General features: G+C 38.3%; 24 protein-coding genes and 1 pseudogene. 6 read left to right on the plus strand and 19 right to left on the minus strand.

Annotated features, from left to right (window positions below; all coding sequences use genetic code 11):
• The 5 genes from C1A47_RS08840 to C1A47_RS08860 all read left to right on the plus strand — a co-directional run bounded on the left by C1A47_RS08840 (window position 1) and on the right by C1A47_RS08860 (window position 5,138).
• Window positions 1-1,299 (plus strand): lysine N(6)-hydroxylase/L-ornithine N(5)-oxygenase family protein, encoded by a 1,299-nt coding sequence (locus tag C1A47_RS08840; protein ID WP_111894488.1) that lies wholly within the window; start codon window positions 1-3, stop codon window positions 1,297-1,299.
• A 58-nt stretch (window positions 1,300-1,357) separates the two neighbouring features.
• The gene (locus C1A47_RS08845; RefSeq protein WP_111894490.1) at window positions 1,358-2,518 is read left to right on the plus strand and encodes a type III PLP-dependent enzyme; all 1,161 of its coding nucleotides are present in this window, start codon (window positions 1,358-1,360) and stop codon (window positions 2,516-2,518) included.
• 112 nt (window positions 2,519-2,630) lie between these two features.
• Complete coding sequence (locus C1A47_RS08850) at window positions 2,631-3,227, plus strand: GNAT family N-acetyltransferase (RefSeq protein WP_111894492.1); 597 nt, start codon at window positions 2,631-2,633, stop codon at window positions 3,225-3,227.
• A 274-nt stretch (window positions 3,228-3,501) separates the two neighbouring features.
• Window positions 3,502-4,833 (plus strand): type II toxin-antitoxin system HipA family toxin, encoded by a 1,332-nt coding sequence (locus C1A47_RS08855; RefSeq protein ID WP_111894494.1) that lies wholly within the window; start codon window positions 3,502-3,504, stop codon window positions 4,831-4,833.
• Window positions 4,818-5,138 carry a helix-turn-helix domain-containing protein gene (locus C1A47_RS08860; RefSeq protein ID WP_111894496.1) on the plus strand — a complete coding sequence of 107 codons (321 nt, stop codon included), beginning with the start codon at window positions 4,818-4,820 and terminating at the stop codon, window positions 5,136-5,138. The genes C1A47_RS08855 and C1A47_RS08860 overlap by 16 nt, the downstream gene beginning before the upstream one ends.
• Window positions 5,139-5,380: 242 nt before the next feature.
• On the opposite strand, the gene C1A47_RS08865 is transcribed toward C1A47_RS08860, so the two are convergent.
• The 14 genes from C1A47_RS08865 to C1A47_RS08930 form a co-directional block, all read right to left on the minus strand.
• Window positions 5,381-6,520 (minus strand): catalase family protein, encoded by a 1,140-nt coding sequence (locus tag C1A47_RS08865; RefSeq protein ID WP_111894498.1) that lies wholly within the window; start codon window positions 6,518-6,520, stop codon window positions 5,381-5,383.
• Between the two features lie 964 nt (window positions 6,521-7,484).
• Entirely contained in the window at window positions 7,485-8,531 is a 1,047-nt protein-coding gene (locus C1A47_RS08870; protein WP_227539761.1) for a 3-deoxy-7-phosphoheptulonate synthase, read from the minus strand.
• 366 nt (window positions 8,532-8,897) lie between these two features.
• The gene (locus C1A47_RS08875; protein ID WP_171294358.1) at window positions 8,898-9,371 is read right to left on the minus strand and encodes a hypothetical protein; all 474 of its coding nucleotides are present in this window, start codon (window positions 9,369-9,371) and stop codon (window positions 8,898-8,900) included.
• Window positions 9,372-9,448: 77 nt separating this feature from the next.
• Window positions 9,449-10,630 carry an MFS transporter gene (locus tag C1A47_RS08880; RefSeq protein WP_111894502.1) on the minus strand — a complete coding sequence of 394 codons (1,182 nt, stop codon included), beginning with the start codon at window positions 10,628-10,630 and terminating at the stop codon, window positions 9,449-9,451.
• A 303-nt stretch (window positions 10,631-10,933) separates the two neighbouring features.
• Complete coding sequence (locus tag C1A47_RS08885) at window positions 10,934-11,215, minus strand: hypothetical protein (protein ID WP_111894504.1); 282 nt, start codon at window positions 11,213-11,215, stop codon at window positions 10,934-10,936.
• Window positions 11,212-11,502, minus strand: coding sequence for a hypothetical protein (locus C1A47_RS08890; RefSeq protein ID WP_111894506.1), 291 nt, complete (start codon window positions 11,500-11,502; stop codon window positions 11,212-11,214). The genes C1A47_RS08885 and C1A47_RS08890 overlap by 4 nt, the downstream gene beginning before the upstream one ends.
• A 419-nt stretch (window positions 11,503-11,921) precedes the next feature.
• On the minus strand, window positions 11,922-12,446 hold the full coding sequence (locus C1A47_RS08895; RefSeq protein WP_111894552.1) for a glycoside hydrolase family 108 protein: 525 nt from the start codon (window positions 12,444-12,446) through the stop codon (window positions 11,922-11,924).
• 253 nt (window positions 12,447-12,699) lie between these two features.
• A complete protein-coding gene (locus C1A47_RS08900) occupies window positions 12,700-13,008 on the minus strand; it encodes a phage holin family protein (RefSeq protein ID WP_111894508.1) in 309 nt (102 codons plus the stop codon).
• 77 nt (window positions 13,009-13,085) lie between these two features.
• A complete protein-coding gene (locus C1A47_RS08905) occupies window positions 13,086-13,283 on the minus strand; it encodes a hypothetical protein (RefSeq protein WP_111894510.1) in 198 nt (65 codons plus the stop codon).
• Complete coding sequence (locus C1A47_RS08910) at window positions 13,267-13,977, minus strand: hypothetical protein (protein WP_111894512.1); 711 nt, start codon at window positions 13,975-13,977, stop codon at window positions 13,267-13,269. The genes C1A47_RS08905 and C1A47_RS08910 overlap by 17 nt, the downstream gene beginning before the upstream one ends.
• On the minus strand, window positions 13,977-14,771 hold the full coding sequence (locus C1A47_RS08915; RefSeq protein WP_111894514.1) for a hypothetical protein: 795 nt from the start codon (window positions 14,769-14,771) through the stop codon (window positions 13,977-13,979). Before C1A47_RS08915 ends, C1A47_RS08910 begins: the two co-directional genes overlap by 1 nt.
• Before the next feature lie 184 nt (window positions 14,772-14,955).
• Window positions 14,956-18,222, minus strand: coding sequence for an LPD1 domain-containing protein (locus C1A47_RS17670; RefSeq protein WP_162625930.1), 3,267 nt, complete (start codon window positions 18,220-18,222; stop codon window positions 14,956-14,958).
• A 74-nt stretch (window positions 18,223-18,296) separates the two neighbouring features.
• Window positions 18,297-18,992, minus strand: a complete 696-nt coding sequence (locus C1A47_RS08925; protein ID WP_111894516.1) for a hypothetical protein — start codon at window positions 18,990-18,992, stop codon at window positions 18,297-18,299.
• 10 nt (window positions 18,993-19,002) lie between these two features.
• Window positions 19,003-20,361 (minus strand): hypothetical protein, encoded by a 1,359-nt coding sequence (locus C1A47_RS08930; RefSeq protein WP_111894518.1) that lies wholly within the window; start codon window positions 20,359-20,361, stop codon window positions 19,003-19,005.
• A 300-nt stretch (window positions 20,362-20,661) separates the two neighbouring features.
• On the opposite strand from C1A47_RS08930, the pseudogene C1A47_RS18025 reads away from it, so the two are divergent.
• Window positions 20,662-20,838: pseudogene (locus C1A47_RS18025) on the plus strand (DUF4850 domain-containing protein); the annotation flags it as partial.
• A gap of 212 nt (window positions 20,839-21,050) precedes the next feature.
• Here the strand turns inward: C1A47_RS18025 and C1A47_RS08940 are convergent.
• The 5 genes from C1A47_RS08940 to C1A47_RS17870 form a co-directional block, all read right to left on the minus strand.
• Complete coding sequence (locus C1A47_RS08940; RefSeq protein WP_227539758.1) at window positions 21,051-21,695, minus strand: hypothetical protein; 645 nt, start codon at window positions 21,693-21,695, stop codon at window positions 21,051-21,053.
• On the minus strand, window positions 21,695-23,281 hold the full coding sequence (locus tag C1A47_RS08945) for a hypothetical protein (protein WP_111894522.1): 1,587 nt from the start codon (window positions 23,279-23,281) through the stop codon (window positions 21,695-21,697). The genes C1A47_RS08940 and C1A47_RS08945 overlap by 1 nt, the downstream gene beginning before the upstream one ends.
• A 76-nt stretch (window positions 23,282-23,357) precedes the next feature.
• Complete coding sequence (locus C1A47_RS17865) at window positions 23,358-24,086, minus strand: hypothetical protein (protein WP_227539759.1); 729 nt, start codon at window positions 24,084-24,086, stop codon at window positions 23,358-23,360.
• Between the two features lie 76 nt (window positions 24,087-24,162).
• The gene (locus tag C1A47_RS08955) at window positions 24,163-24,684 is read right to left on the minus strand and encodes a hypothetical protein (protein ID WP_111894524.1); all 522 of its coding nucleotides are present in this window, start codon (window positions 24,682-24,684) and stop codon (window positions 24,163-24,165) included.
• A 21-nt stretch (window positions 24,685-24,705) separates the two neighbouring features.
• Window positions 24,706-25,740, minus strand: a 1,035-nt coding sequence (locus C1A47_RS17870; RefSeq protein WP_227539760.1) for a hypothetical protein, incomplete at its 5' end; no start/stop codon positions are given.

Here is a 25,740-nt window from a genome sequence, read left to right on the forward strand (position 1 = left end):
ATGAAGAACGAAAATATTTATGATGTCGTGGGTATTGGTGTTGGTCCATTTAATTTAAGTTTGGCATGTTTGACAGAAGAGATGAGTGAATTAAAAACCATATTCTTTGATAATAAAAAAGAGTTCGACTGGCATAGTGGCATTATGCCTGAATGGAGCACTTTGCAGATTCCATTTATTGCTGATCTGGTGAGTTTTTCTGACCCAAAAAATAAATTTTCATTTTTAAACTATTTGAAGGAAAATAATAACTTATATCAATTTTTTATTCGTGAAAGCTTTTTTATTTTACGTGCAGAATATAACCATTATTGCAAATGGGCAGCCCAGCAGCTCTCCAATGTACACTTTAGCAGCCATGTGGAAAATGTGCATTATGATCAAGACAAACAGCATTATGTTGTGACAGTCAGAAAGAATAATGTCGAAGAATTTTCAGTTTTTGCTAAAAATATTGTGCTGGGTACAGGCACTACGCCAATTACTCCAGAATTCTGTAAAAATATCAGTAATGACGTGCATTCAAGTGCCAATTACATCAAACATAAATCAGAATATCAGCATAAAAAATCCATTACCATCGTTGGTGGTGGGCAAAGTGGTGCAGAAATTTATTATGATTTATTGTCTGAAATTGATGTACACCAGTATCAACTCAACTGGGTCACCAAAGCGCCGCATTTCTTCTCGATGGATCTGGGTAAATTAACTTTAGAGTACACATCGCCTGATTATACACAGCACTTCTTTTCACTCAATCAAGACAAACGTGATCAGGTGATTCAGTCGCAAAGTGCCTTGTATAAAGGCATTGAAATTGGTTTGGTTAACCGAATTTATGATCTTCTGTATCAAAAATCCAAGACCGCTAAAATCCAGACCCGATTATTACCCAACTGTGCGCTTGAATCGGTGGCTGACCAAGATAATCAACTGGATCTGGTGTTTAAAAACCTCGATGTCAATCAAAAATTCAAGATGAAATCGGATGTTCTGATTTTGGCATTGGGTTATGAATATAAAATCCCGCCATTTTTACAGCCTTTAAACCAGATCGTGAATTGGGACAATAAAGGGCGTATCAAGGTCAATCAGAACTATAGTGCAAATGATCAGGAAAATATCTTTGTACAGAATGTCGGAATTTATTCGCATGGATTTACGGTTCCTGATTTAGGAATGGGCTGTTATCGAAATGCAATTATTATTAATAAAATCATGGGTAAAGAGATTTATCCAGTCGAGCAAAGAATTGCGTTTCAGGAATTTAAACCACTACCTGAAGAAATTGTTGCCTAGTGCTTCTCTACATTTCTTTAAGTGAATTATACAGATCAATTTTTTTCAGGAATAGATGATGAATCTGCCATCGTATTTTAAACCAGAGATTAAGGGTTTTTTAAAGACCTTAATCAAGGAACAGCCGACACCATTTTTAGTTTTAGATTTAAGTGTAATTGAAAAACATTATCTGGAACTGAAACAGGGCTTTCCAACCGCTGAAATTTTTTATGCCGTCAAAGCCAATCCAGCCGATGAAATTATTGACAGCCTCACCCGACTGGGGGCGAGTTTTGATTTGGCTTCGGTCAATGAGTTAAATAAAGTTCTTAAATATAATGTTGAAACGTCACGACTCGCTTTTGGCAATACCATTAAGAAAAGAGCAGATATTCAATATTTTTATGATCAAGGCGTGCGTCTGTTTGTGACCGATTCAGAGGCTGACTTGCTGAATATTGCGCAGTATGCCCCGAATTCTAAAGTGTATTTCCGTTTGTCGATCGATGGTGCTGAGACTGCAGACTGGCCGTTGTCGAAAAAATTTGGTTGTGATGCACAGTCGGTGATCGATCTTGCGATCAAGGCACAGGAATTGGGCTTAACGCCTTATGGGATCTCTTTCCATGTGGGTTCTCAGCAGCGCAATATTGGGTCTTGGGATAATGCATTGCAGGAAACCAAGGCAATTTTTGATGAACTGGCCAACCAGCATCAGATTTTCCTGAAAATGCTCAATCTCGGTGGTGGTTTACCTGCCCAATATGTGCAGAAAACCGCAGAATTTACGACCTACTCTGAGCAAATTAATGCGGCACTGGCGCTGTTTAAAGATTATGGTCTGGAGCAGATTATTCTGGAACCAGGGCGTTCACTGGTTGGGAATGCGGGTATTTTGGTGTCTGAAATTGTACTAATTTCAGAGCGACCACATTCAGGCAATAAAAGATGGCTCTATACCGATGTCGGGGTATTTAATGGCTTGATTGAAACATTAGGCGAGTCGATTGAATATCCTATTCTGTGTGAAAAAACAGGGCATTCTGATCCAGTAGTTTTGGCAGGACCAACCTGTGACAGTATGGACATTATGTACCAGAATAAAAAATATGACTTACCCTTATCTCTAGAAATTGGTGATCATTTATATTGGTTATCTACAGGTGCTTATACAACCAGTTATAGCTCAATCGAGTTTAATGGTTTCTCACCACTTAAATACTATACCTTGGATTAATCCTGTTGAGATTGAGAAATAAGATATTTGATTCTGTATCGTTAAAGTGGATTATGTCCAAAATATCTTATTTTAAAATCCTGAAATATCCATATTCCAAAGGATGATCGTGATGATAACAATATCCAAAAAATTACCTGAATCTTTTGAATATTCTGAGAAAAATATTCAATATGGTTTACGAGAAGTGGTTTTACCACAAGATTTTCCATTGTTATTTAAATGGATGCATGAGCCGCATGTAGTTTCACAGTGGCAGATGGATAAACCCGAATTAGAGCTTGAAGTGTATTTTGAGCGAATGGCTGTCGATGACCACCAGCGGCTTTATATCATTCAGATTCAGGGGCGAGATGTTGGTTATCTGGAAATCTACGAAGCTGCCCGTGATCGTCTAGCATTGTATTATGCGGCAGATTCGCATGACTTGGGCTGGCATGTATTGCTGGGTGAAAAGGATGTGGTTGGAAAAGGGCATTTCCGTGCGGTCATGCGCATGATGAGCTATTTTATTTTTGAGCACTCTCTGGCAGAGAAAATTGTGGGTGAGCCAGATGAAAAAGTGAAGTCATATGGCTATGTGGCTGATGAAATTGCTTTTGAAGCACAAAAAAAAATCAAAATGCCAGAAAAAACCGCAGTGTTATATCACTGCTTCCGAAATGAGTTTTATAAAAAATGTGGGAAATTTGATCGAGTGGCTAATTAGAAAATATTGAATATCAAATCACTAGATACGGTTGAATGAATGAGCATCTAGTGATTTATATTATGCTTTTGTGTGAAATCGTCTTAATTATTTGATGAGTAAATTTCTTTCTAGTTTTAACATCATATTTTCTCTTTCATGAGAAACTCATGTTAAATATTTTTGAGCAAAAATTTGCACAAAATAATGATAATGTAAGTTAAATTGAGCAAATATATTCACAATTATTTTATTTTATGCTAATTTTGAGAAAATAATTGCTCATTTTTCCCTAATGAAAAAATTAACAATACAGGCATTACTCAATGCGAACTGGTGTGATATCGCTGAACTTCAGTTGTTAGAACCTCAAAAGGGTTCGGCAGGAGCGAGTGAATTAGAGTATCAATTAGAATACGCAATTTCATATTTAGATCAACGAGATGAGCATGCCTGTAGCATATCACTGCCTGTACAACTGCTGATTAAACATGAGTCAAAAGCGTGGTTTGGTTTCTTAGATGATATTGTTCCTTCTGGTGCTGCACGACGCTATTGGGTGAATTATTTAGGTCTACAGCGACTACCAAATGCAGAACAAGACAGTATTTTATTGGAAAAAGGCGGCATTGCGCCTGTTGGGAATTTACGAATTAAGGAAGCAATTCCACCGATCAATCCTGAATCAACGCTGCACTTACGCTATTTTAGTACCGAAGATGTGGCAGATCGCAATGCTGATTTTCTAGAATATGCACAGCAAATGGGGGCAATCAGTGGCGGGGCAACGGGTGCGGGTGGGGAAGCACCAAAACTCCTCATTCGGGTTTCGGAAGATCAAAATGTCTGGATTGATACCTATCAGCAAAATTTTGATCAGCCGGATCAACACTATCTTGTTAAATTTCCTAGAAATAATCGCAGTGAAATTGACTGTAATATTTTAAGGGCCGAATATTACTATTACCATGAACTTGAAGCGCTCGGCTTTAATACGATTGAAACAACAGGAATGAAGTTGATAGAAGGTGAAAAATATCCATCTTTATGGCTGCCGAGATTTGATACTGAATGGCGTAATCAACAGTGGCATCGTCATGGGCTAGAATCCGTTTATTCAATATTAAATAAGCCTTCAGGAAGTCATCTAAATCACTTTGAGGTGATTGAAGACCTATGCCATTTACTGACTAAAATTGATCAAAATTTTGATTCTTCGCGTTTTGTTTGTGAATGGCTACAACGAGACTTACTCAATATTATTTTTGGAAACTCAGATAATCATGGCCGTAATACGTCATTTTTAAAGAAATCTGGGCATATTTTTCTTTCTCCAATTTATGACTTTGCACCGATGAAAGCAGATCCTGAACATGTTATCAGATCGACAACGTGGGGAAGTCCATATGAAGAGGGAGGTGAATATCGTTGGGATAAAATTGCACAAAGACTCACGCCATGGTGTGACCCTGATTTATCCCTAAATACCTTGAAATCATTGGCAATTAAGCTTGTCGGACTAAAACAGCGATTAATCAATCGGGGGGTACCTGAGCAAATTGTTGAAATGTCAGGGCTTTCATTTGATTACATCGAAGCCAAATTGAAAAGATGGGAACTTTTATGAACAAAAATCAGACACAAGATCGCCAGCAAGTTCTTATTGATTTATATAAACAATATTTGTTTAGTGAAATTACACTGGGGCAATTGTTGACGTATTTACGCAAAAATGTGCTGGGAATGTCTCAAGAACAATACGCAACTTTGGTCGGCATCAGCCGTAGAACATTAACCGATATTGAGCAAGACAAAGGCAAACTGACACAGTCTGTATTAGATAAAGTGTTTAAACCACTGGGATTAAAAGCAGGACTTGTACCGACACATGAGCATATTGTTCAAAAAATTATCAAGCCATCAGGTGAGTGATAAATCAATCTCAGCAATATTTTTTAAAATTTACCTATAACTTTCAAAATCTTATTTATCTTTATTAATTGAACTTGATGAAATTCAGGCACATATAACAATTCTGAATAAATTTAAAAAACAGGGCAATCCCATACCCAAGTTGTGTCTTGAGTTTAGATGGTGTGGGAAGCACTTTATGGTCTAAATCTGTTGCAACAAAGCTCCTTTAATTATTTCGTATAGTCAAGAGAATAAATAGGCTAAGGTTCTTGTCTTTTGGTCAAATTCATCTCATGTCTGACTCGACTAATCCGCTCATAAATGACTTTACGCATTCGGTTGACTGCACCGAGCGGTTTATGTTCAGGTAAAGCATGCCATGGTGTAAAAGAAAGATTTTCACAAAACTTATTCTGATCTGGCGTATCAAAAACCTGTTGAGGAATATGAATTGTTGCTACCTGATAAAAGGGAGCTTGACTTTCCTTCCACTCGGTCATGGAGTCTTCGACTGACATGGTGTTTGATGTTCTTGGTTGCACCAGAAATTCCATACAAGCATCGTGCTTTTGCAGGCTATTTCGAAGTGCCTCACGCAAAAAATCATGGCTGGGTTGAACTGGCATCGGGTCTACGACTGCTGAACATGCTCGAACAGAATATTTCACGACTTGACGATCAGAACCTAATCCCAACTGATAAGGAACCATAGACCAATATCGCGTTTGTAGAGGGTTTGAAATTTTCGTTTTGAGATTGGCTGCAATCAAGGTTCCTTTAAGTCCCAACGCAAAAGGAATATGAAATTTTCTGAAATAATTCTTGCTGTTTATATCCTGCATTAAGGCTAGATAACGATCTGGATCATTAATAAAGAAGACAGGATGATTAATCATGATGAAATCTTGCGTAGATGCATTACTTTCATTTTCTAAAAGTTTTTTTCCTGGTATGCCTAAAACTTTTATCGCCATTCCACGCGCATCATTTTTAATGTCTGCTTGGCTGGCATCAGGAGATGCATTAGAGAAACGAATCCATGCTTTATAAGTTTTACCAGGAATAAAAATTCCTTGAGCTAAGTTTTTGGGCAGTTTTTCCTGTACCTGAAACTCTGCGCGTACACACCCATGTGCTTTAGGATGTGCATCACGTAGGGCAGTGCCTACAGAATATTTTTCACGGATGGATTTTTCAATTACATCTGCGATTTTTTCAGCGATAACAGCTTCATTTGGATAAAGACTTTCACCCAAACTTGAATCAATGCTGGGGTAAACTATCTTTTGAGGCGAAGGAAGCATTGTCGCATTTGTATCAGCATGTACTGGTGTGCAAACATTAATTATGATGGCTACGGGTAATACAGTAAGCGACAAGCTCAAACGTATTGATTGCATAATATTTAGCCTCTAGCATCAGTATCATATTTAGTTTTATTCGCTGATGAGGTGAAGTTTCTTAAGGTTATTTAATATACAAAATTATTATAATATCTAGTGATTTACAAGTGCTCGAAGGAACTTCATGCTGTTATAGTATAGGGTACAAACAGGACAAGATGAGTCCAGATCAAATAGCAGAATAATTATTTAAGTTTAAGATTTTCTTTTCCAAATGAATGGTTTTTAAAGCAAGCATAATAAAGTTTGTGAAGTATTATTAAGGTCAACATGTCATATTTTAGAAGTAAAAGAAAAATCACTTAAGTTATTGAATAGTAGTCAGAGAAAGAAAGATATGAAGTTATTATCAGGTGTATCTTATTTAACATAATATACATTATACGAAATAAGTGATTGCTATAAAATGCAGCCTAGAATGCTGCTTTGTGGTCGCATCTCAGTTTAAAAATCATTTAAATCTGCTTCGTTTAATTTGTGGCTCAAATGTCGATTTGGTCTAATTTCTGATGATCCATGATCCATGATCCATGATCCATGATCCATGATCCATGATCCATGATCCATGATCCATGATCCATGATCCATGATCCATGATCCATGATCCATGATCCATGATCCATGATTCCAATGATTCCAATGATTCCAATGATTCCAATGATTCCAATGATTCCAATGATTCCAATGCAAAATATTAAAAAAATAAATTAAAAACTTTCTATAAAACAAATATTTGAATAAATTTTTTGTAAAAATATTAAAAAATTAATGGAAAATTTGACTAAAATTTTAGGTATGTATAGCACTCATCCACAGAAAATTAACATGCTTAAATATTAATCAAAAATAAAAAATGATTAAAAATTAACCACTTATGTAAAATAGGCGATACCTATGACTCATAGAATCATCACAGCGAATCAGAAGATAAGGTTTCCCCTCATCTTCTGTTTTTGTTGAATTAAGCAACAATCTTCTTTAACTGATTCTGATCAAGCTGCTCAGCCATCTCAAGTAATAATGCTTCAGTTTTATCCCAACCCAAACAACCATCTGTGACAGACTGACCATAGACCATACATTCAGAAATTTTCTGCTGTCCATCAACCAAATGGCTTTCTAGCATGACACCACGAACTTGAGTGAGTTCTCGCTCTTGTACCACTTGCTGTAATACTTCTGGCTGACGTAGTGGATCTTTACCACTATTACCATGACTACAATCGACAATAATTGCAGTTGGCTGCTTCAATGTTTTCTGAATAGCCTGAATTGAGGCAGCATCGTAATTTGTTCCAGAATTTGAGCCACGCAAAATGATATGGGCTAAAGGATTTCCAGAACTCGCTAGCAGTACTGGCGCACCCGTTTGTCCCATTGCGAAAAATTGATGTGAATGCTGTGAAGATAAAATGGCATCTGTGGCAATTTGCACAGAGCCATCCGTTCCATTTTTAAAGCCTACTGGGTATGGCAAGCTGCTTGCAATCTCACGGTGAATTTGTGATTCAGATGTGCGTGCACCAATTGCACCCCAAGCCAAAAGATCATCAAAATAACCTGTCACCATTGGATTTAGAATTTCACTGGCAAGTGGCAAACCCAGATTTAAAATTTGTAAGTACAATTCGCGAGATTGAGCTAAACCTTCATTAAGATCTGCCTGACCATTTAAATTTGGGTCATATAAAAAACCTTTCCAACCTACAGTAGTTCGCGGTTTTTCGATATATGCACGCATCACAAAGTAAATTTGTTTTTCAACTTGAGCCTGTAATTTTTTTAATTTTTCTGCATATTCAAAAACGGCTTTTGGATCATGAATTGAACAAGGACCTGTAATCACCAATAAACGTGAGTCCTGCCCTTTTAAAATTCTTTCTATCGTTTGTCGCTGTTGTTGTACTTGTGCAGCAAGTTCGCTTGTCAAAGGTTGTTGCTGTTTGAGCTGCTGTGGAGTTATTAAGACGCTGTTCATAAAAATTTCCTTGGCGTTTAATCCATCAATAAGGGTGTATGTATTTCTGAGCGATTCGCTGAAAAATAGAACCAGAATCGAGGTTGAAAATAAGCCACTAGATAAGTTGTAAACATCATAATTCTCCAAATTTAAAATATAAAAAAACCTGATTGGGGTTGCCAATCAGGTATTAAATTTTTTGATGGGCAACCTATCTTTTCCGTGCCCAAACGTATTCGGGCGACTATCTAAAGTGCCAGTAATACGCGTTGTAAGAAATAGAGATAGGTTGCTGTAACATCAAATTCATCACAAATAAAACATTTATAATTAAAATACGCTTGTTTATTCAATTAAACAAGTATTTTTATAAAACAAGTTGCTATTTTAATAAAAATACTTGTTTTTCATAGACTAAGGTAGAACACGACGAAGGGTTACAAAACACTTGTCATCCTTTTCCGAAGCACAAAATTGGATAGTATTTGGATTTCTCCACTGCACAAAATATTGAGATACCTCTCCTGCCTGATCTTGTTGATGCCCTAAGCAGTCACGTTGATTGTTGTCGTATTTAACCTGTAAAGCCAGTGCACCAATTTTTGAGTTTTCATTCGATGGCTGATATTCATAAATACCTGTTGACCATTCTGCGGCACTTTTAATAATGACTTGATTGCTGCTTTTAAAGTTGTAATATTCAACACATTTTTTATTATTTGGGATTTCCATTCCCCATAATCCTACGATTTGTGGGCGTACAATAATATTAATTGAATTGTCATTTTGAATATTTGCCGCAGCAGTAGATTCATCAGTCGATTTAGATGCTGCAATTGCAAATGTTGAGCACAGACAAAAAACACTGCAGATGACGAATTGCTTCATAAGTTGTTCTATACCTCTAAGTGATAAAGAATAACTTAGCACATCTACTTTAAAAGATTGTATTAATAACTTGTTTTTTAGCTCTTTGTTGCCAATGCACCATCTGCTTCAGATTGACGAGGCAACCAGTAAGTGAGTGGTAAAGCAACAAGTACAGCAATTGCTGCATAGATAAAAATATGTTGTCCTGAAACCATATTCCAGTAATGCCCAGCCAAAATACTCCCCACAGCAACCCCAATTCCCCACATGGTGCTATACAAGGCTTGTCCACGTCCTTGTTGTTCAGCACTAAAATTTTGAAAAATGACCCTCATCGCAATCAGATGAAATAATCCAAAGCTAAAAGCATGTAAGGTTTGAGCCATAATTTGGATAACAAAATAATGGGAATACACCCCCACAATGAGCCAACGTATAGAGGTGAGCAAAATGCATAGGATCACCAGTTTTTGCCATGAAAAACGTTGTAAAAAGACGCGTTGTGCATAAGCAAACATGATAATTTCAGCAATTACCCCTGTAGCCCATAATGTTCCAATTTGTGCGGTTGTATATTGTTGAGCATGTAAATAGTTGCTGTAAAAGCTATAAAATGGCGCAAATGAAAACAGTAAAATAAATTCAATTGAAAAGAATGCCAAGACTGTAGGGCGGCGAATATTTTGCCAAATTGGTTGTAAATTTTTTTGAGCTTTAGGTGCATTACTCGGTTCTTGAATGGTAAAGGCCCAAAGAAATGCCAAAAATGCGATGCTCAATAAAATAATAGGCAGCCAGCGAATTGAAATGATGTCGAGTAATTCACCGATTAGAAATACAGCAGCAATAAAGCCAACAGATCCCCATTTTCTCACTCGCCCGTAATATTTTGCTTTTTCATCACCCAGCCAGAAAAGTGTCACACCTTCAAATTGAGCCAATATCGCATTTTGGAAAAAACTAAAAATCAGCATCAGTGCTGCTATAGACTGAAAATTATTTGGAATAACAAAAATTAAAAACCAAATACAGGATTCAACCCAAGTCGCAATACGGACAAGTAACATGCGCTTACCAGTTTTGTCTGCGATCCATCCCCAAATTAATGGCGCAAAAAAACGGGTAATAATTGCAATTGAAGACAACCATCCAATTTGTTGAAAACTAAAACCCTGATGTTGGAGATATAAATTCCAATACGGCATGAAAATGCCAACAATTGCATAGTAGAAAAAGTAAAAACCACCTAGTTTAGCCCTGATTGGAATATCTAGCATTTAGTTGTATTCCATTGTATTTTCAATAACTTAAATTTTTTAAAGGTTGTACCGACTTGCATTCAATTACCCTTGATTGTATTTCAACAGTCTACAAATAAGTCTACAAATCATGAAAAAATATTTTTTTAACTTTTTTGTAGACTGATGTAATTTATCAACTTGAAGCTTATATATTAAAGCTTTTAAATCACAGATAAATATAGAATTTCTAACCTAAATGGAAATTTAAACTACTTTGCATCCTTGATAATAATATTTGTAAGAATGTTTGAGATTTTTTATGAATAACTCCATTATGATTTAATTGTCGAAATACTTATGACAGCCCTGCATAAACTCATCACTGGTTTCTTCGGCAGACGATGGTGGTAGCTTTGCATACTCACACTCAGCTTTTGACTTCAAATTATTGTCTCTTGCAAATGTGTAACCTGAGTAACCATCTGTTCCCTCGACATAGCTACCAGCTCTGTCTTTATGACGGATCTGAAGCTGCAATAGTCCTATGATGATTACAGCTGAAATCACCATGATGGCAATAACGTCTTGTGTAAAAGTTGAAAACTTTAGAGTCTTGCTCATTTTTTATTCCTGTTTTTATAGTCTTGAATCATTTGTTTGGTTACATCTTCTTTATAGCAAATCGTTTCATATCCCCCTGCTCTCGAATAAGCACTACGCTTACCACAGCGACTGCCATTTCTAGCCGAATTATAAGGACAAGCACATGGCCCAGGATACGAGTCTATGGACTCCTGAATGATTTTTTCTTTTATCGCATCATCACTCACTGCATGAGTTTTTTTCGCAGGAACTTCTGATGATGCAAAAATGAGTACTGTCGCAAGCAAAAAGAGTATTTTTTTCATTGTATGCTCGTCTTATAAAGAATTTTCTAACTTATAATATTATAAATTTTCATAATTTTTATATTCAATTCCATAAAATCTATAAGGAAAAAGCATAAAACTTTGTCATGGTGGCAATAAATAAGCATTCACATAAAACTATAGATGAAATACCTTACAAGCATTTTTTAAACAAAAAAAGCCATGTGAAGAGTTCACATGGCTATAAAACGAAAAACTACAGCGTACGTTAAAAAATAGTTTCCTATTAAAAATAAGTATATAAAATTATTTATGAAATCTGTCAAATTTTATTTTTTAACATCTTAATTGATAGCATTCCATACTTGACTGAATTGCTCTTCATCAATATGTATGCATCAACTTTCTCTACTATTATTCGATATTCTTTTGTGTGTGGACTTTGGGGAGATTTGTAGTCAGTTATCCTTAGCCGCATATTTCAAATTCTCAGCACACCGACCTACCCAACCTTTGCCATATCTAGAGAAAGTCGGTAAGCCAGTATAAAATTTTAAACGCTCAGCCATTAACGTCAGAATGACATCATTAATATCAAATTCATTAATCTTGGCTTTGGTTGCTGGACCTAACTTGCCATCTACTTGAGAGCCAACAAACCCAATCGCTTGCTGTAATTCTTTAATTGCTCGGACCTTGCCGGCATTAATGGCAAAATCCCATAGCTGAAATACAATTGCCGAGTGGATTCCATCAGCACCAAGCTTATTCCACCAGTCTTTTCGGTAAATCTCTTTTGCCTGAGTAAGTGTCAAGTTCTTGATATCCAAGTTCGGGTAGGTATTTGCAGCTATCCCATACTTAGTTCCCTTTAATGTTCCCTTACCTACTTGTCCACCTGTCCAATTACCTGGATCATTCTTATCATTAGAGTAGCCACCTTCATGGCCAATCAATCGCTCAAACGCCTCATCAAAGCTAATCGCATCTTCTTTCAACTCAGCAAAACTTAGAACATTGTCTTGATGTAGCTCAGGTTGATATTGTTTTTTACCAATAATGACTGCACACAATACCAATGCACCTTTTACTAAAGTGAGATACGGTTCCTGCAATGTTCCTGTATCTACGATCGTCTGTAGAAATGGTGAAATCACACCAATCAAACCTACAGCTGCAGCACCATATTGAACTGACTTAAACCGAAAAATACTTTCTCCCAATATACCCATTGGATCATTCCTCACTATCTGTTTTGCGATTAATAAACGCATCAATCCAAAGACTGCCTTTAAAGCCAATGAATCCACCTAAGAAAATTGAAATTTCACGGGGTAGTTTGAGGTATTCCAAAGTACTGGATACGGCGAGTGTTAAGCATCCACATAGTAAAGCTTCGACCCAATCCAGCTTGCCCTTTTGTTTGATCGACTTAATTGCAGATGTCACAACTGATAAAGTCATGGCACAAATGACCATACTATTCACTGTTAAGGTCTCATAAGTCGACTTGGCAAATTGGGCAAGAAATTCATATACACTCATAACTACTAACCATTACTGAATGACCTCATTATGAGTGCTGGATTATTAAGGGTTTTCTGAGGTTCCAAAATCGACAATTAACGAATGATTCTGTTAATACCTTTGATGACTTCATTCATGATTTTATAAAAGACCTGCTGCTTTTCATTTTCAGCTTTTCGTTTTGCCTTCACTGCTTTGTAGGCATCAGATCCATAAAAATCAGGATCAAAACTCAGGGGTAGATCAAAGACATGGTTCATGGCAATACCCGTATCATTACTGAGCGTGAACATCTTCTCCATAATGCAACTCGTCCACGTCTTTGATGAGTCCGATAAAGATGGCAGAGGGGCAAAATCGGATTGGCGCATCATCCGTACCTCCACGAACTACAAAACCATGATCATTGACTGCTATACGTAGAATGCTTTGTAACTGGTTATTGCATTCAGAATACAACTCATAATGCTGATTGAATTCAATTTGTCCCAGCTGTTTGAAATGCTCTAACCGTAGCAAGAATTGTGGTTCAAAGTTATCAAGGTCGATTGCTTCAGCAAGAACATCATGCTGGTCATACCGCATTTGTAATGCCATGGCACAAGAGATCCATTCCGCAACACTTTTGCATTTTGACTCAAGGTATTCAGCTTCAAGCCCCGTAAGTTGGCGAACAGTTAAATTATCAAGACGTATTGAGGTAAACCACTGCTCCTGATATTGCGGCAAATAGGGTTGCATATTCATATCAATCTCAAGCAAGGTTTTGGTTTGCTTTTCAAGATACGTGACCAAAAGCGCATATCGTTCCTGCACAGTCATTTTGAGTGGATCTAGACCATCAACCAAAATATGCCGTAATAACTCACTGAGACGCTTTTCATTCAACTGCTTGGGAATCGCTGCAACTTTAAGTGAGTTATGAAAAGTTAGCTCTTTAAGTTGATAGCATGTGCTACCGATTTGAATCGAATCAAAGTGCATCATTATTTAGAGCCACCATATAAGTTAATAATGTCTTGTTTATCCCAGGCAGTAAGGCTCATTAAGTTAATCTGCACCTGCGCTGATAAACGATTGCCATTCACATCAATCGGTACATTAAGAGGTGCTTGAACGCTTTCAATAATGAGCGGCTTATAAGTTTTGCCATGCAAAGTCAGTGAAACAAATGGAGGGATGATACTGGGAAACAAATCAATGCTTTTACTTTGCACAGAGCCACTAATAATCCCTTCACTTGCTAAGGATTGTGGTAATGCCCATTGTTGTAATAATGAAATCTGATCCTCGACTTCAACTTTAGGATCCTTGATCGCAATAAAAGCCAATGTCAGGTTTAGGCGAATTGATGCGGTAGAAAGAAAAACCTGACGAGTATTAATCTTCGTTAAGTTGGTTTTTCCTCTCAGCCCACTCAAACCATCCTGTAATTTCTGAGTAACACTATCAAGCCCTACTGCTTCAGCGACTGCTCCGAGCGTATTACTTAATTCACCAGACTGAATGCCAGCCATGAGCGTTGGTAATTTTTGCTCAGGATTGGAGTTTTCAAACGGCGTTTGCCACTGGCTTTCAATATTCTGATCTCCATCAACAAACAAGCCTTTTACTATGCCATCACCTAAAGCAGGCAGATCCTCTTTGGTACTGTCTAATGCTGTGATTGTGGCAACAAGATGTGATGAAATATTGTCATACAGCAAGCTAACACTGCTTTCTGGTAGCTTAATCGTGCTTGTATTTGCTGCCTTCGCCTGAGCAATTGCAGAATCACCCATAAAAATACCCTAATTGTGTTTAGGATATTATGCGTTACCGAAATAGAATGATTTTTAAGAGGTTCCAGAAGCTCCTGATAGCTTATAAATTAACAAAATAAGAAATTTTTCCCTTAATAAGCATTCAAGCAGTAGCTCTATATTATTGATTTTATAGGATACAGGAATTCCTGTATCCGCAACTTTAATTGGTAGGTAATATCCCCTTACGGCGCATCAGCTCAAATAGTTCATCAAATGCCTGGTTAATACGTTTTCGCTCTTCCCCTCGTGGAAAGACAAAACTCACACCCCAAGGCGTAATCAGCGCAGCACCTTCAGGTCCATAGTTCAAGAATGGGCTATATCCCTGTTTCTCTTTCACCTTATCCTCAATATAACCTTGAAATGCACGTGCCAACATTTCTGTATCTAGTTGCCAGTAACTACCTAAACGACCGCTATCCAAACGATTAGCATCCATCTTAAAATCCGTCACCACTTGCTTGGTCTTGGTATCACTACTTTGCTCGGTTTTTAGCATTTCGAGACGTGAGCGATAACCACTCATATAGCTACGTAAATAATCTAAGGTTCCCTTACCATCGTTTGCAAATCCCTGGCGCCCACGAATAGCTTTCATAATGTTATTGATTGCATCCAAAGCATCATTGGTTTGTCGGAATCCCCAAGCGCTACGTGCATTTGGATTTTTACGCGCTTCTGTTTCTAACATTTCAGCTGAGAGGATCTTGTTTGCCCATACATCAAACTCAGCAATTTGTTTCTCTGAAGCAGGTTTGTTTAAACGCTTGTAGTATTTTGGATCAAGCTGTCTCAGTAAATATGCGCGAATTTCATCTAACTTACTCTTAACACGATCTTTAGCTTCATTAACAAACTTTTCTGCCCCCTCTGTATCTGCTGCAACTTGTTGATCCTTATAGCTAAGAACTTTCATTAACTTCTTATGAGCCTCAATTACTTCAGGATCAAGTTTTGAGTTATATGAAAAGCCATGGCTGACATAATCTCTATAGCCTGTTTCATCAATTTTAAGGGATCGGGTACCATCATTATGTTGATTCCAATCTGAACTTGCGCGCCCATCTAAACGCCCTAAATGATGGTCTAAAGCATGTAGCCATTCATGTGCCAGTGAACCTGCGCCATTCTTTTTGGTCAGATTAATCACTGCGCGAGAACGCTCATAATGCGCTGCAGCACCACTTAGACCTTGGCCACGTGCACCAAATGCCAAAGCAAGATCACCATTTAAACTGATTGCCTTAGGGGAAACACCAAGTACTGTGGACAAATCCATTAAGCCATCAAAAGCATCGTTTAATAATTCCTGACGTTCAGACTGATTATTCCAGTTACCAAACTCAACCCCACGCAAACCAAAAGTGTTCATGAAGTCTTGGCCATCGGCATTACCCTGACGATACTCTGGACCTTGGCGCACTGTATTTTCAGGCTTTGGAATATCTACTTCACCAAATGTGCTATTAGTTTCAATGATGTCCTTAGCATGTAGAACCATATACAGCTTGGCTTCTTCTTCAGTATTAAATAGCGTTTCAACAATCTGAACACGTTTTCGGTCATTGATATTTCGGTAAATAGCAAATTTATCGCGGTTCTCACCTGCAGCGCGATAAATACGATGTTTTTGTGATACAGCTACCAATGGAATTGCCATTTCTGCTTCTGTTTCGCTGCTAAAACCTCGGGCAACTGTTACAGCACCACCATTCCAGTGTTTTTTACGGGTATCAATGATTTCCCAAGTACCAGCGCCATTCCCAGCAACAATTTCAACTATATTAAAACGGCGCATCCATCCTGGTCTGGAATCCAGATTGGCTGATGTTCGGGATTTCTTCATGCCTTTCATAGCCGTATCTTTACGTGCACCGCCAATCTTCTCACCCAAATCCTGAATCGAATATGGGTTATTAGGTTGGCTTAAACTCAAACCTTGTTCAGCTAAAGTTTCTTGCCCGATTTCTTTTTCAAGTAAATCTGCATAGATAGCATGTAGTATTGCTAGAGCATTAAGAGGATTGACTTCAGTAACTTCATCTAAGTTAATTTCCCTATTCCCAAGATGAAGATCATCAAACATGACTAGCTTCTTGTTTTGAAAATGATTCTGATAGGTCTGTAACGCATACTGCACAGCATCCCCCACACTGATGGGTTCAGGTTCACCAAACAGCCCTAAGTTTTGGCTATCTAAACCAGTTTTCTCGACATATTCAGCGATTGCTTCAAAAAAGACTGCTAGTTTCTTGGCACTGCGATTGTTTTCAGCAATGAATACTGCCAATTCAGGTACGCCTTCATGCAGATCTGTAAATAAGCCTTGTTGTTTAATGAATTCGGTAATTTCCTGATTATTACGGCGGGCGGCTAAGATAGCATTAGTTGCATCAATGATGGCATTCATGACCTTTTGGTCAAGGGACTGCTCTATACCATCCACAATCTTACTGGCCACATCTTCAACCTGAGCACGGCTGGCTGCCTGAGCTTCAATAAATTTAGGTGCCGATGCAGTCAGAGCATTAATCATGTTCTGCATTTCAGGCTTACTGTGATCTGCCATCATTTCAAGTAAACGATCATCATTGTATGCCTTGGCAAAAATCGCCTGTTTAACCCGTGTTGCAAATGCCTGGGTAAAGTTACCGTCTCGATCACGATATTGTGCAGATTCAGTATCTCCAAGTTTGGCCATAAATCCAGTCAGGAATTTATGGTTGCTGGCAGACAGCAGATCACCATCTTCACTGGGTGAAAATAACATGGTCAACTGATCATCAATCCGTTTCGCATCTGCTTTGGCGCGTTCCGTTGCTGTAAAGCTAAGTTTGTCATCCTGATTGGCTTCAATGGCAAACTGTGCACGATCAATCGGTGTTGTACGCATGCGTACCAACATGGGCTTTTGGATGGCTTGCACCTGTGTATGGCTAAATCCAAAATACTCCGCCTCAGTTTCTAACCATGCTTTGTATTCATCTGCAGTACCACGTTCATATGCCAGCTTGAGTGCCATAGTTCGACCATTTCCAGATTCTACCACCAGATCATCACCCACAATTGGTGCACCAGTATCTGCGCGGCCAGACATACCTAAACTGTCAGGATCGATATCATTTGCCGTTTTTTGTACCCATGCTTGAGATGAATCTCGACTACGGTCACGCGGCTGTAATTCTTGAGGGTATTGGGGATTTTCTGCACCGGCAGCAGTATGTGACGCAATAACTCGATCTATATCGATCAGGGCAAATACAGTATTAAGTTTTGTCCCTTTGGCTGTTTTGATGGTTTTTACTCGACCTTGGAAAAAACCGTTCTGTGCCGTGGATTCTAAGCGGGATTCAACTTGAGATAAGATTTTTTTGAGTACAGATATAGGGTTATTCTGAATTGCCCGTTTACCAATTTTGATAGACATAATAAAGCCACAATAACAAAGGAATTTTGGTGATTGTGGCTGACTTAAAACATCGGTTTTGGGAGGAGTACCAATTAGCCTGGTAAAGCTTGCTCAGCGTCGTCTGCAATGGCTTCATCTAATGCCTGAGCAAATGATTGTGGATCATAAGCCACATGAGGATGTTTCTGAATGAAAGTTTTAATCACTTGATCGGTAAAACCTTCTTTTTCCCGAAGGATAATACATGGCAAAAATTCATATTCATCTTTTGCAACTTTTTCATAAACCTCCTGCCCTATAAGAATCTTGAAATGATGATCTTTGGTTTCTTGCACCAGGACAACACTTTTCGCGGTAGACGGTGCATGACGGATCTGCCCAGCCATTGGATGAATCTTTAGTTCACTTAAAGCAATCTGGTCAAAGTGACCATCACGTAGCCATGAATCAAAATCATCCTCCTCATGGATATCATCAAAGCCTTTTTGCCCCTGATACTCATCCCATAGTTTTTGAGTTGCAGGGACAAGTTGAGAATGTACTGGATGAGCTTCAGCTTCATCAATCGCTTCCCGCACTGTATCAATTGAAAATGCTTTTTGACCATTAATAATGGCAGTAAAGATCGGGCTTGGTTCCTCTGCCTGCTGGGTGTTCATACCCAGCTTTTGCCGTAATACGATAATATCTCGCAGTACCTTTGCCAATTCCAAACCTTGTACTTGAGATTTTTGGCCAAGCAATTCTTTAAGCTGCTTCAGGGCTTTTGCACGTTCTACTGTATTCATGATTTTACCCTTATGCACTTGCCTGATCGATTGCTTCATTGATGATTTGCATCGCTTGTAATAGCAATGGATCTGTTTCATTTAGCTCAGCTAGATATACAATCTTGTCCATATCCGCATCTAAAGGTGCAATTTCTCCATCGATGATACGGTTGAGATAATCGATATCATCCTGACTGAATTTTGGTTCAGGTTCAGGTTCAGGTTCAGGTTCAGGTTCAGGTTCAGGTTCAGGTGCAGGTTCAGGTGGATTGTTTTGATCCTCTGGATGAGAAGCAACTACTTCATCCAATTGCAGTTTTAAGCTTTCAATCTCTATATCTAATGCTTCTAATGTGCCTTGTTTATCGGTCAAACGTCCTTGAGCATCTGTTAAGTTTTGCTTTGTCTCAGCTTTTTTCGCTTGCGTACGCTGGAAACGAGCACTGTTTTTATTGACCAATTGCATAATGCGACCCGCCAGAATAGGCAACGCAATACCTTCACCCTGGTTTGGTTGAATTGCACCTGTCACATCACGATTATTCAACATGATTTTCCATGAAATCAGCGTATCTCTAGCAGCAAGTTTTGACGGTGTACTGTCTGGATTGTGATAAACAATCGTGACATTCTGCCCATCCGCAACGTTATAGGTGACGGCGACATTGACCACATTCTTGCGTTTGAATGGCTTTGAGGTTTCCATACTGGTAATTGCAACACCACCTTTTGCTGCAAGATCCATTGCCTTGCTGAGCATATTGCTGAATTTTTCGAGGTGTTGGTAATCAATAATGATCGAATCAAATTCTTGATGTTCAGCATCTAAGGCGTCAAGTAAAGTCGGAAAACCATCAAACTGGTTCAATAGACCATTGTGATCATCATGGAATTGCATATCTGAAAGTAGGTGTGCCAGTGAACCACCATGTGACTTTAACTGAAGTCCATCCCACATCGGCTGTTCACCAGCAATAACATCCTGCAATTTTTCTAATTGCCAGGGCTGAATAGCTGTTCCTTTGGTTCGGTGAAAATAACCATTATCTAAATGGCGCTTTAAGCCTTCTTCATTTGAAAGCATAACCTCCGTTGCTACACTGTCAAACATACGACCAAAATAAAGATGAGCAATGTTTTTAGCGTCATCTTCATCAGAAACACCTAAGACAGCACACGAATCAAAGCCTTGTTGTGATTTAAAATTAACGACATGCCATAGATCATCTTCTGTTGCTGACTCGGTGACAATTGCAGTCAATTTACGATGTACACCTTGAATACAGCCAATTGAGCATGATCCTGTATTTAATGCCGCATCAAAACCTGCAACTACATAACCTGTATGTGGTGCATGTTGTTGGATAAAGTTTTTTGTATTCTTCACAAAAATAGCCTCAAGAAAATTCCTGAGGCTATTGTGGTTATTCAAATGCGCTTATTTTTTGGTATGTACCAAATGCATCGCTTTATTATCTCTGTAATTAACCGATACAATAGTTAACTCACTTATTAAATTACTAGTAATAAATAACGAGCTTTTCAGTGAAATATAAAATAATTGCAATATTAACGATGTCACTTTTATCAACATTGAGTTTTGCTGAAAAATATAGTTTTAGTCCGCCTAGAGTTAAACTTAGTATTGCCCAACAAAAAAAGATTCACCCTTTAACCTTTATCGGGCAAGCAACATTTAAGAATGGCGTGCATGTCCCTTTGTGTTGGTTGCGCTCTTGATGCAGCTAGCCCTTTTTTCCCTGAAGCAGCTCGAGAATATCAAAGATCATTTGGCATAAAATATAGTGGTGTATCAACGCCTTTGCATATTGTTAGAGCTAATAAGAAAACCGTTTATTATTAATATCAATTGAAGGGTCAGTATCAAACCAATGGTATCGCCAAATTTAGACCTGATGAAGATAACCCTTATGATGATATGAGCGTAGCTGTACCTGCTGATAAAATAGGGTATGCACGAATTATGCTAAATTTCTTTGCGCTAACACATAAATAATTTTTAAAGTAAAGTTATAGAATAAAGAGCCCTTCAAGTTATTGAGGGGCCTTTTAGTATTATAAATTAACTAACATTGGAAACATCTTTATAAAAGTCAACGGTACTATTAGTACTCCGTTTTGATTACTAGCTTCAAAAGGCACACTCGCAGACTGTAATGCGACAACATAGGACTGCTCAAAAGGTCTAATATTGCGATGATCACGCTGAAAGCTATATACAGTCATCTTTAGCAAATAATCAGATGGTGGGCTTTGAGTACCATCATCACTAAACATTGCATCTTTAATCTGAATTGCACTATTTAATATACGTGCATCTTTTGTTTCAAGAAAAGTGACTTGCACTTCCGTTGATGTATTTCCTGTAATTTGGTTTAACTGAAATGTACCCACTTTGATGCTGTCAGTCTCCGCATCAATAATTGAAGCATCTACATTTTGAGCTAAATAAGGAATGTAATATGGGTCTGAACTATTCATTTTTAATAATGGAACATCATCCCCAAGACTATGATCAGAAAATAGTGGTTCGAGTTCAATACCAAATTGGGCAGAAGATAAAGTTCCTAGTTGATAAAGTTCTTCATAGATTGATCGCGCTTTTTGAACCTCCATACCAGCCCAATAACCACCTTCGCTATTTGCGTTGAGAACGATAGAATCAAACGTTCCCCCATTTTCAATGATTTGACCTGCCATTAGCCTTCATCTCCATTACCGCCATATCTTTGGTTCATTGCTTGCTCCCGTCTAACCTGTTCAGCCAAATCCTTAGCCAGGGCAACTGCTTCGTCATAATCCATTCCACCATCACGCTCTAGGAGTCGGGCAACCACTGCTTCGCTTAAATTTAATTCTTTTAATGCGGCAATAGCCTGAGCTTTTAATGTCAAGTTACTCATTCGTTGTTGCTGATTACTAATTGCTTCGGTCATTGCAGCTGATTGATCACTATAGAACTCCACTTGCCATGGATAATCGGCTGGATCCTCGAACTCTTCGTTATAGGCATAACCCCAATCTAAAGCTATTAACTGGTTAATAAAGGCAGTTGTAGTCTGCCTAACCATCATTGAACGGCGCATAATCTGACTGGACGTGTGAAATGAAGCACCGTCACCCAATCCACCTGCCAGCATATCTGCCCAACCAACCATCGATGGATCTAAGCCTAAACCACCCATTAATAGGCGGATATTGATCATTAAGGTTTCGGTGTTAATAGTTGAGGTTCGTTGCCCTTTAATATCACCAATTGGATTCAAAACCTGTTTTTCATTATTTGTTGGTAAGAAATGATATTTTGTATTCCAGATCGCATCTCCACCTGCTAAAGCATCACGGACATACTCCTCATGACTGCGCATCATTTCATTCAAACCACGTTTGTAAGCATCACGCTGCATGGGTGGCATGGCTGACATATTGATTGAAACGAAGACCTGATTCACTGCATCTGCAATTTGCTGGCTATTCATTGACGATAAACACAAAATTATGTTGTCGTAAAATTCTTCAACCTCAGCACAGAAAGATCCGCCAACAGAAGCAGGAATAATTGGTGCTTGTTCTATATCATCAGATTGCAAGGTCTTGGTGACGTAAAAACTGTCGGAGATGTTGTATTGAGGCACATGTGTAATACGTGGCATTTTCAGACGAAGCATCTGAACCATATTGAGTTTCGAGATAGACTTCTGCCAGTTCTTAAAATCCAGTACCTGGTACGCTACAGTTTTATTGACCTGTTCATAGGCTTGAACCAGTGGTGGATAGGTGTATTCATTGGCCAACATGTCGACAATACCCTGATTCTTCTTACCATAGACACGGGTGTAACCATCACCAAAGCCAATTCCATCACGACATATTTTGACAATATACTGATTAATTAGTTTTTCCATAGGCTTGATACGTTTATTTAAACGATCTAACTGAGCTTTATTTACTTTGGCTTCTTTGTTATCGCGCAGTCTGGCTGCTGGAGTAATAAATACTTGTTGGCTAGTTGTGGCATCACCACCCAATGCCGCTGCAATATGAATTCCCATTGCTTCAGCAATCGGTGCAAAACGAAGCATTTTTTCCCACTTAGTGTAAATTTCAATGCGTGAACGCTTTTTATTCTGCTTATTGTCAAGTGTTCCCAGGGTAAACGGATTCATTGTCTCTTGAATACGAGCCATGTTTTCCTGACTTGTATCATTTAGAAGATCTTGTTGTTGAACAGATAACGCCGAAGTATCCGTTCCAAGCAGAATTGAAAGTACATCGTGAAATGCCATAAAAATGCCAGAATAAACAAATAATGAGTATTCTGGCTTATGGATTTAGCAAGTATTCTTCATAGTTCCAATCCATTTAAGGTAGGGTAAATTCTGCCATATAGCCATCACTCCGAACTTTGGCACTTGATGTTCCTGATGAGAATAAATAATCATAAATATCTATACTACCAGCAACAGAGGTTTTTAGAATTGAAATGGCCACCGAACGTGCTTCAACAATATTGAAACTTGGGCTACTTCCAAAAACACCTGTACTTGCAAAAGGATCTGTATCAAAAAGAGCAAATAAACTAACAGCATCATTATCTGGATATACATCATTGCCAATGTATGCCAAACCTGCATTCACAAGTAAGTAGAACAATAAATATGTAAGCTGCATTGATACATTAGAAGTGTATTGAGCAGTTACATTTTTTACAGCATTATCTTCAAATACTTGTAAAACAACATGATATGTTCCAGCAGGTAATTCTTGATATTGAGACAATGATGCTATCTGATAAGCAGCAGTTTCCCAATCAGAATCGATGATCGAACCTATTCTTAATACTTGAACACTTGGTACTTTAGTATCAAGATAATCTTGTATAGCGATGTAATCTTTATTGGTTGGATCATAGCCCAGTAGTGCTTTGATATTGCCACTGGTCACCGTCATTGGCTGGTCTGTACGTCCACGTTTAAACTGGCCAACAATTAATGGATAGCCCAAACCTGTTTGACTGTTAGTTTCACTCTTATCAGTCAGCCCTGACCACTGAATGCCAACTGCTTCTCCAAGTACACTGGTACGAATCATAAAAAAATACCTATAGTTTTGAACTACAGGTAGTTTGTGCCAGATCAAATGCCGATTTCATAAGGTGTTCCAAACCCTATGTCGCAACTGGTGGACCACTATTTTCTGTCCCGGCTTTAACTCCCTTGTGAGGATGTTCTACCAATGAAATGCCATCTGCGACAACATCTTTCTTCACAGTAATCGTGCCACTACTGGTCATATCGCCCTGATGGGTAATTTTGCCATTAATTTCTACATCTGCATTCAAAATGAGTGTGGGTGCTGTAATTGTTACCTTTGTTGTTGCCAGAATTTCAATATTACTCTGACGGATACGGCGCACGTCTTTGACATTATCACTGCCATGACTACTAAAGAATGCAATCACTGGACGAGCTTCATCACCCCCATCGAAAAATACATACACCTCAGGCAAGTTACTAGAATTTCCTAAAATCTTAATTTCAGTATCTCGATCATCCTCACCAATGGCATAAGCAAATGTTGCTGTTAAACCTTCACTCACCCCATCTGTTAAGCCAAAGATATGCACTTTGGCTGTACGCGAGGATGGATCATAGCTTAGGATTTTTGCTCGATTAAATCCTAATAGCATTTAATTTTTCTCCAATGAAACTTAGACAGACTTATAGCTGATAGATCCCCATGAACCCGCGAATGCTGAAGCTGTTCCAACCCCCAATAGCATCACATGAGTAGTGTCATTTTCTGTATAGGTTTCAGATGTAAATGCTGTTTCTCCAGAAGAACGTGAAGCATAAGCAACATAGGCTTTCTGTGTTTCACTGAGCTTTATACAGGTTTCAGTATCCATTTCAATGCTGGCCACAATTGCTGTCCGACCAGTAGAGAAAATTGAAAGTTTTGCCCAGTAAGTCTGAATTGCAATGGTGTCACCATTTTCGTCATAGCGTTTAAGCAATTCCATTTCAATTGATAGATTATAGGTTTCACTGGTTTTCCCATCCCCAATTGTTGCATCTAGCTGACTAATAATTGCTTGCAACTCTGCCGATGCTGAATATACTGCGCTTCCTTGTGCAACTACATTGCAACTTAAATACCAAGCTGAGCTATAGTCACCATAGTTATCAATAACATACTGGCGAAGAGTCGATAGATATTCGGAAATGTCCAAGGAACCAATATAAGCACGTCCAAATGAATTGCCTTGTGATATATCATTCGCATAAAAATGAGTTTTCATGGACTGGATGCTATCGAGAGATGTTGTTAGACCATCTAAAGTCGGTACATAATTATCTAGGTCAAATTCTGTAGTGACACCAAAGCGAACTGCTGGCAATGTATCCTGACTAATATTGAATGCCAAGATTTCATCTAAAGTGCGCCAAGAACAACTTATTGCTTGAGTATTTGGGCCAATACGAAGTATCTGGACACTCGGCACTTTGGTATCGAGATAATCCTGCACAGCGATGTAGTCTTTATTGGTTGGATCATAACCCAGTAGTGCTTTGATATTGCCACTGGTAATGGTCATTGGTTGGTCTGTACGTCCACGTTTAAACTGGCCAACAATTAATGGATAGCCCAAACCTGTTTGACTGTTAGTTTCACTCTTATCAGTCAGCCCTGACCACTGAATGCCAACTGCTTCTCCAAGTACACTGGTACGAATCATAAAAAA

The sequence above is a fragment of the Acinetobacter sp. MB5 genome (assembly GCF_003261585.1).
GTDB lineage: Bacteria > Pseudomonadota > Gammaproteobacteria > Pseudomonadales > Moraxellaceae > Acinetobacter.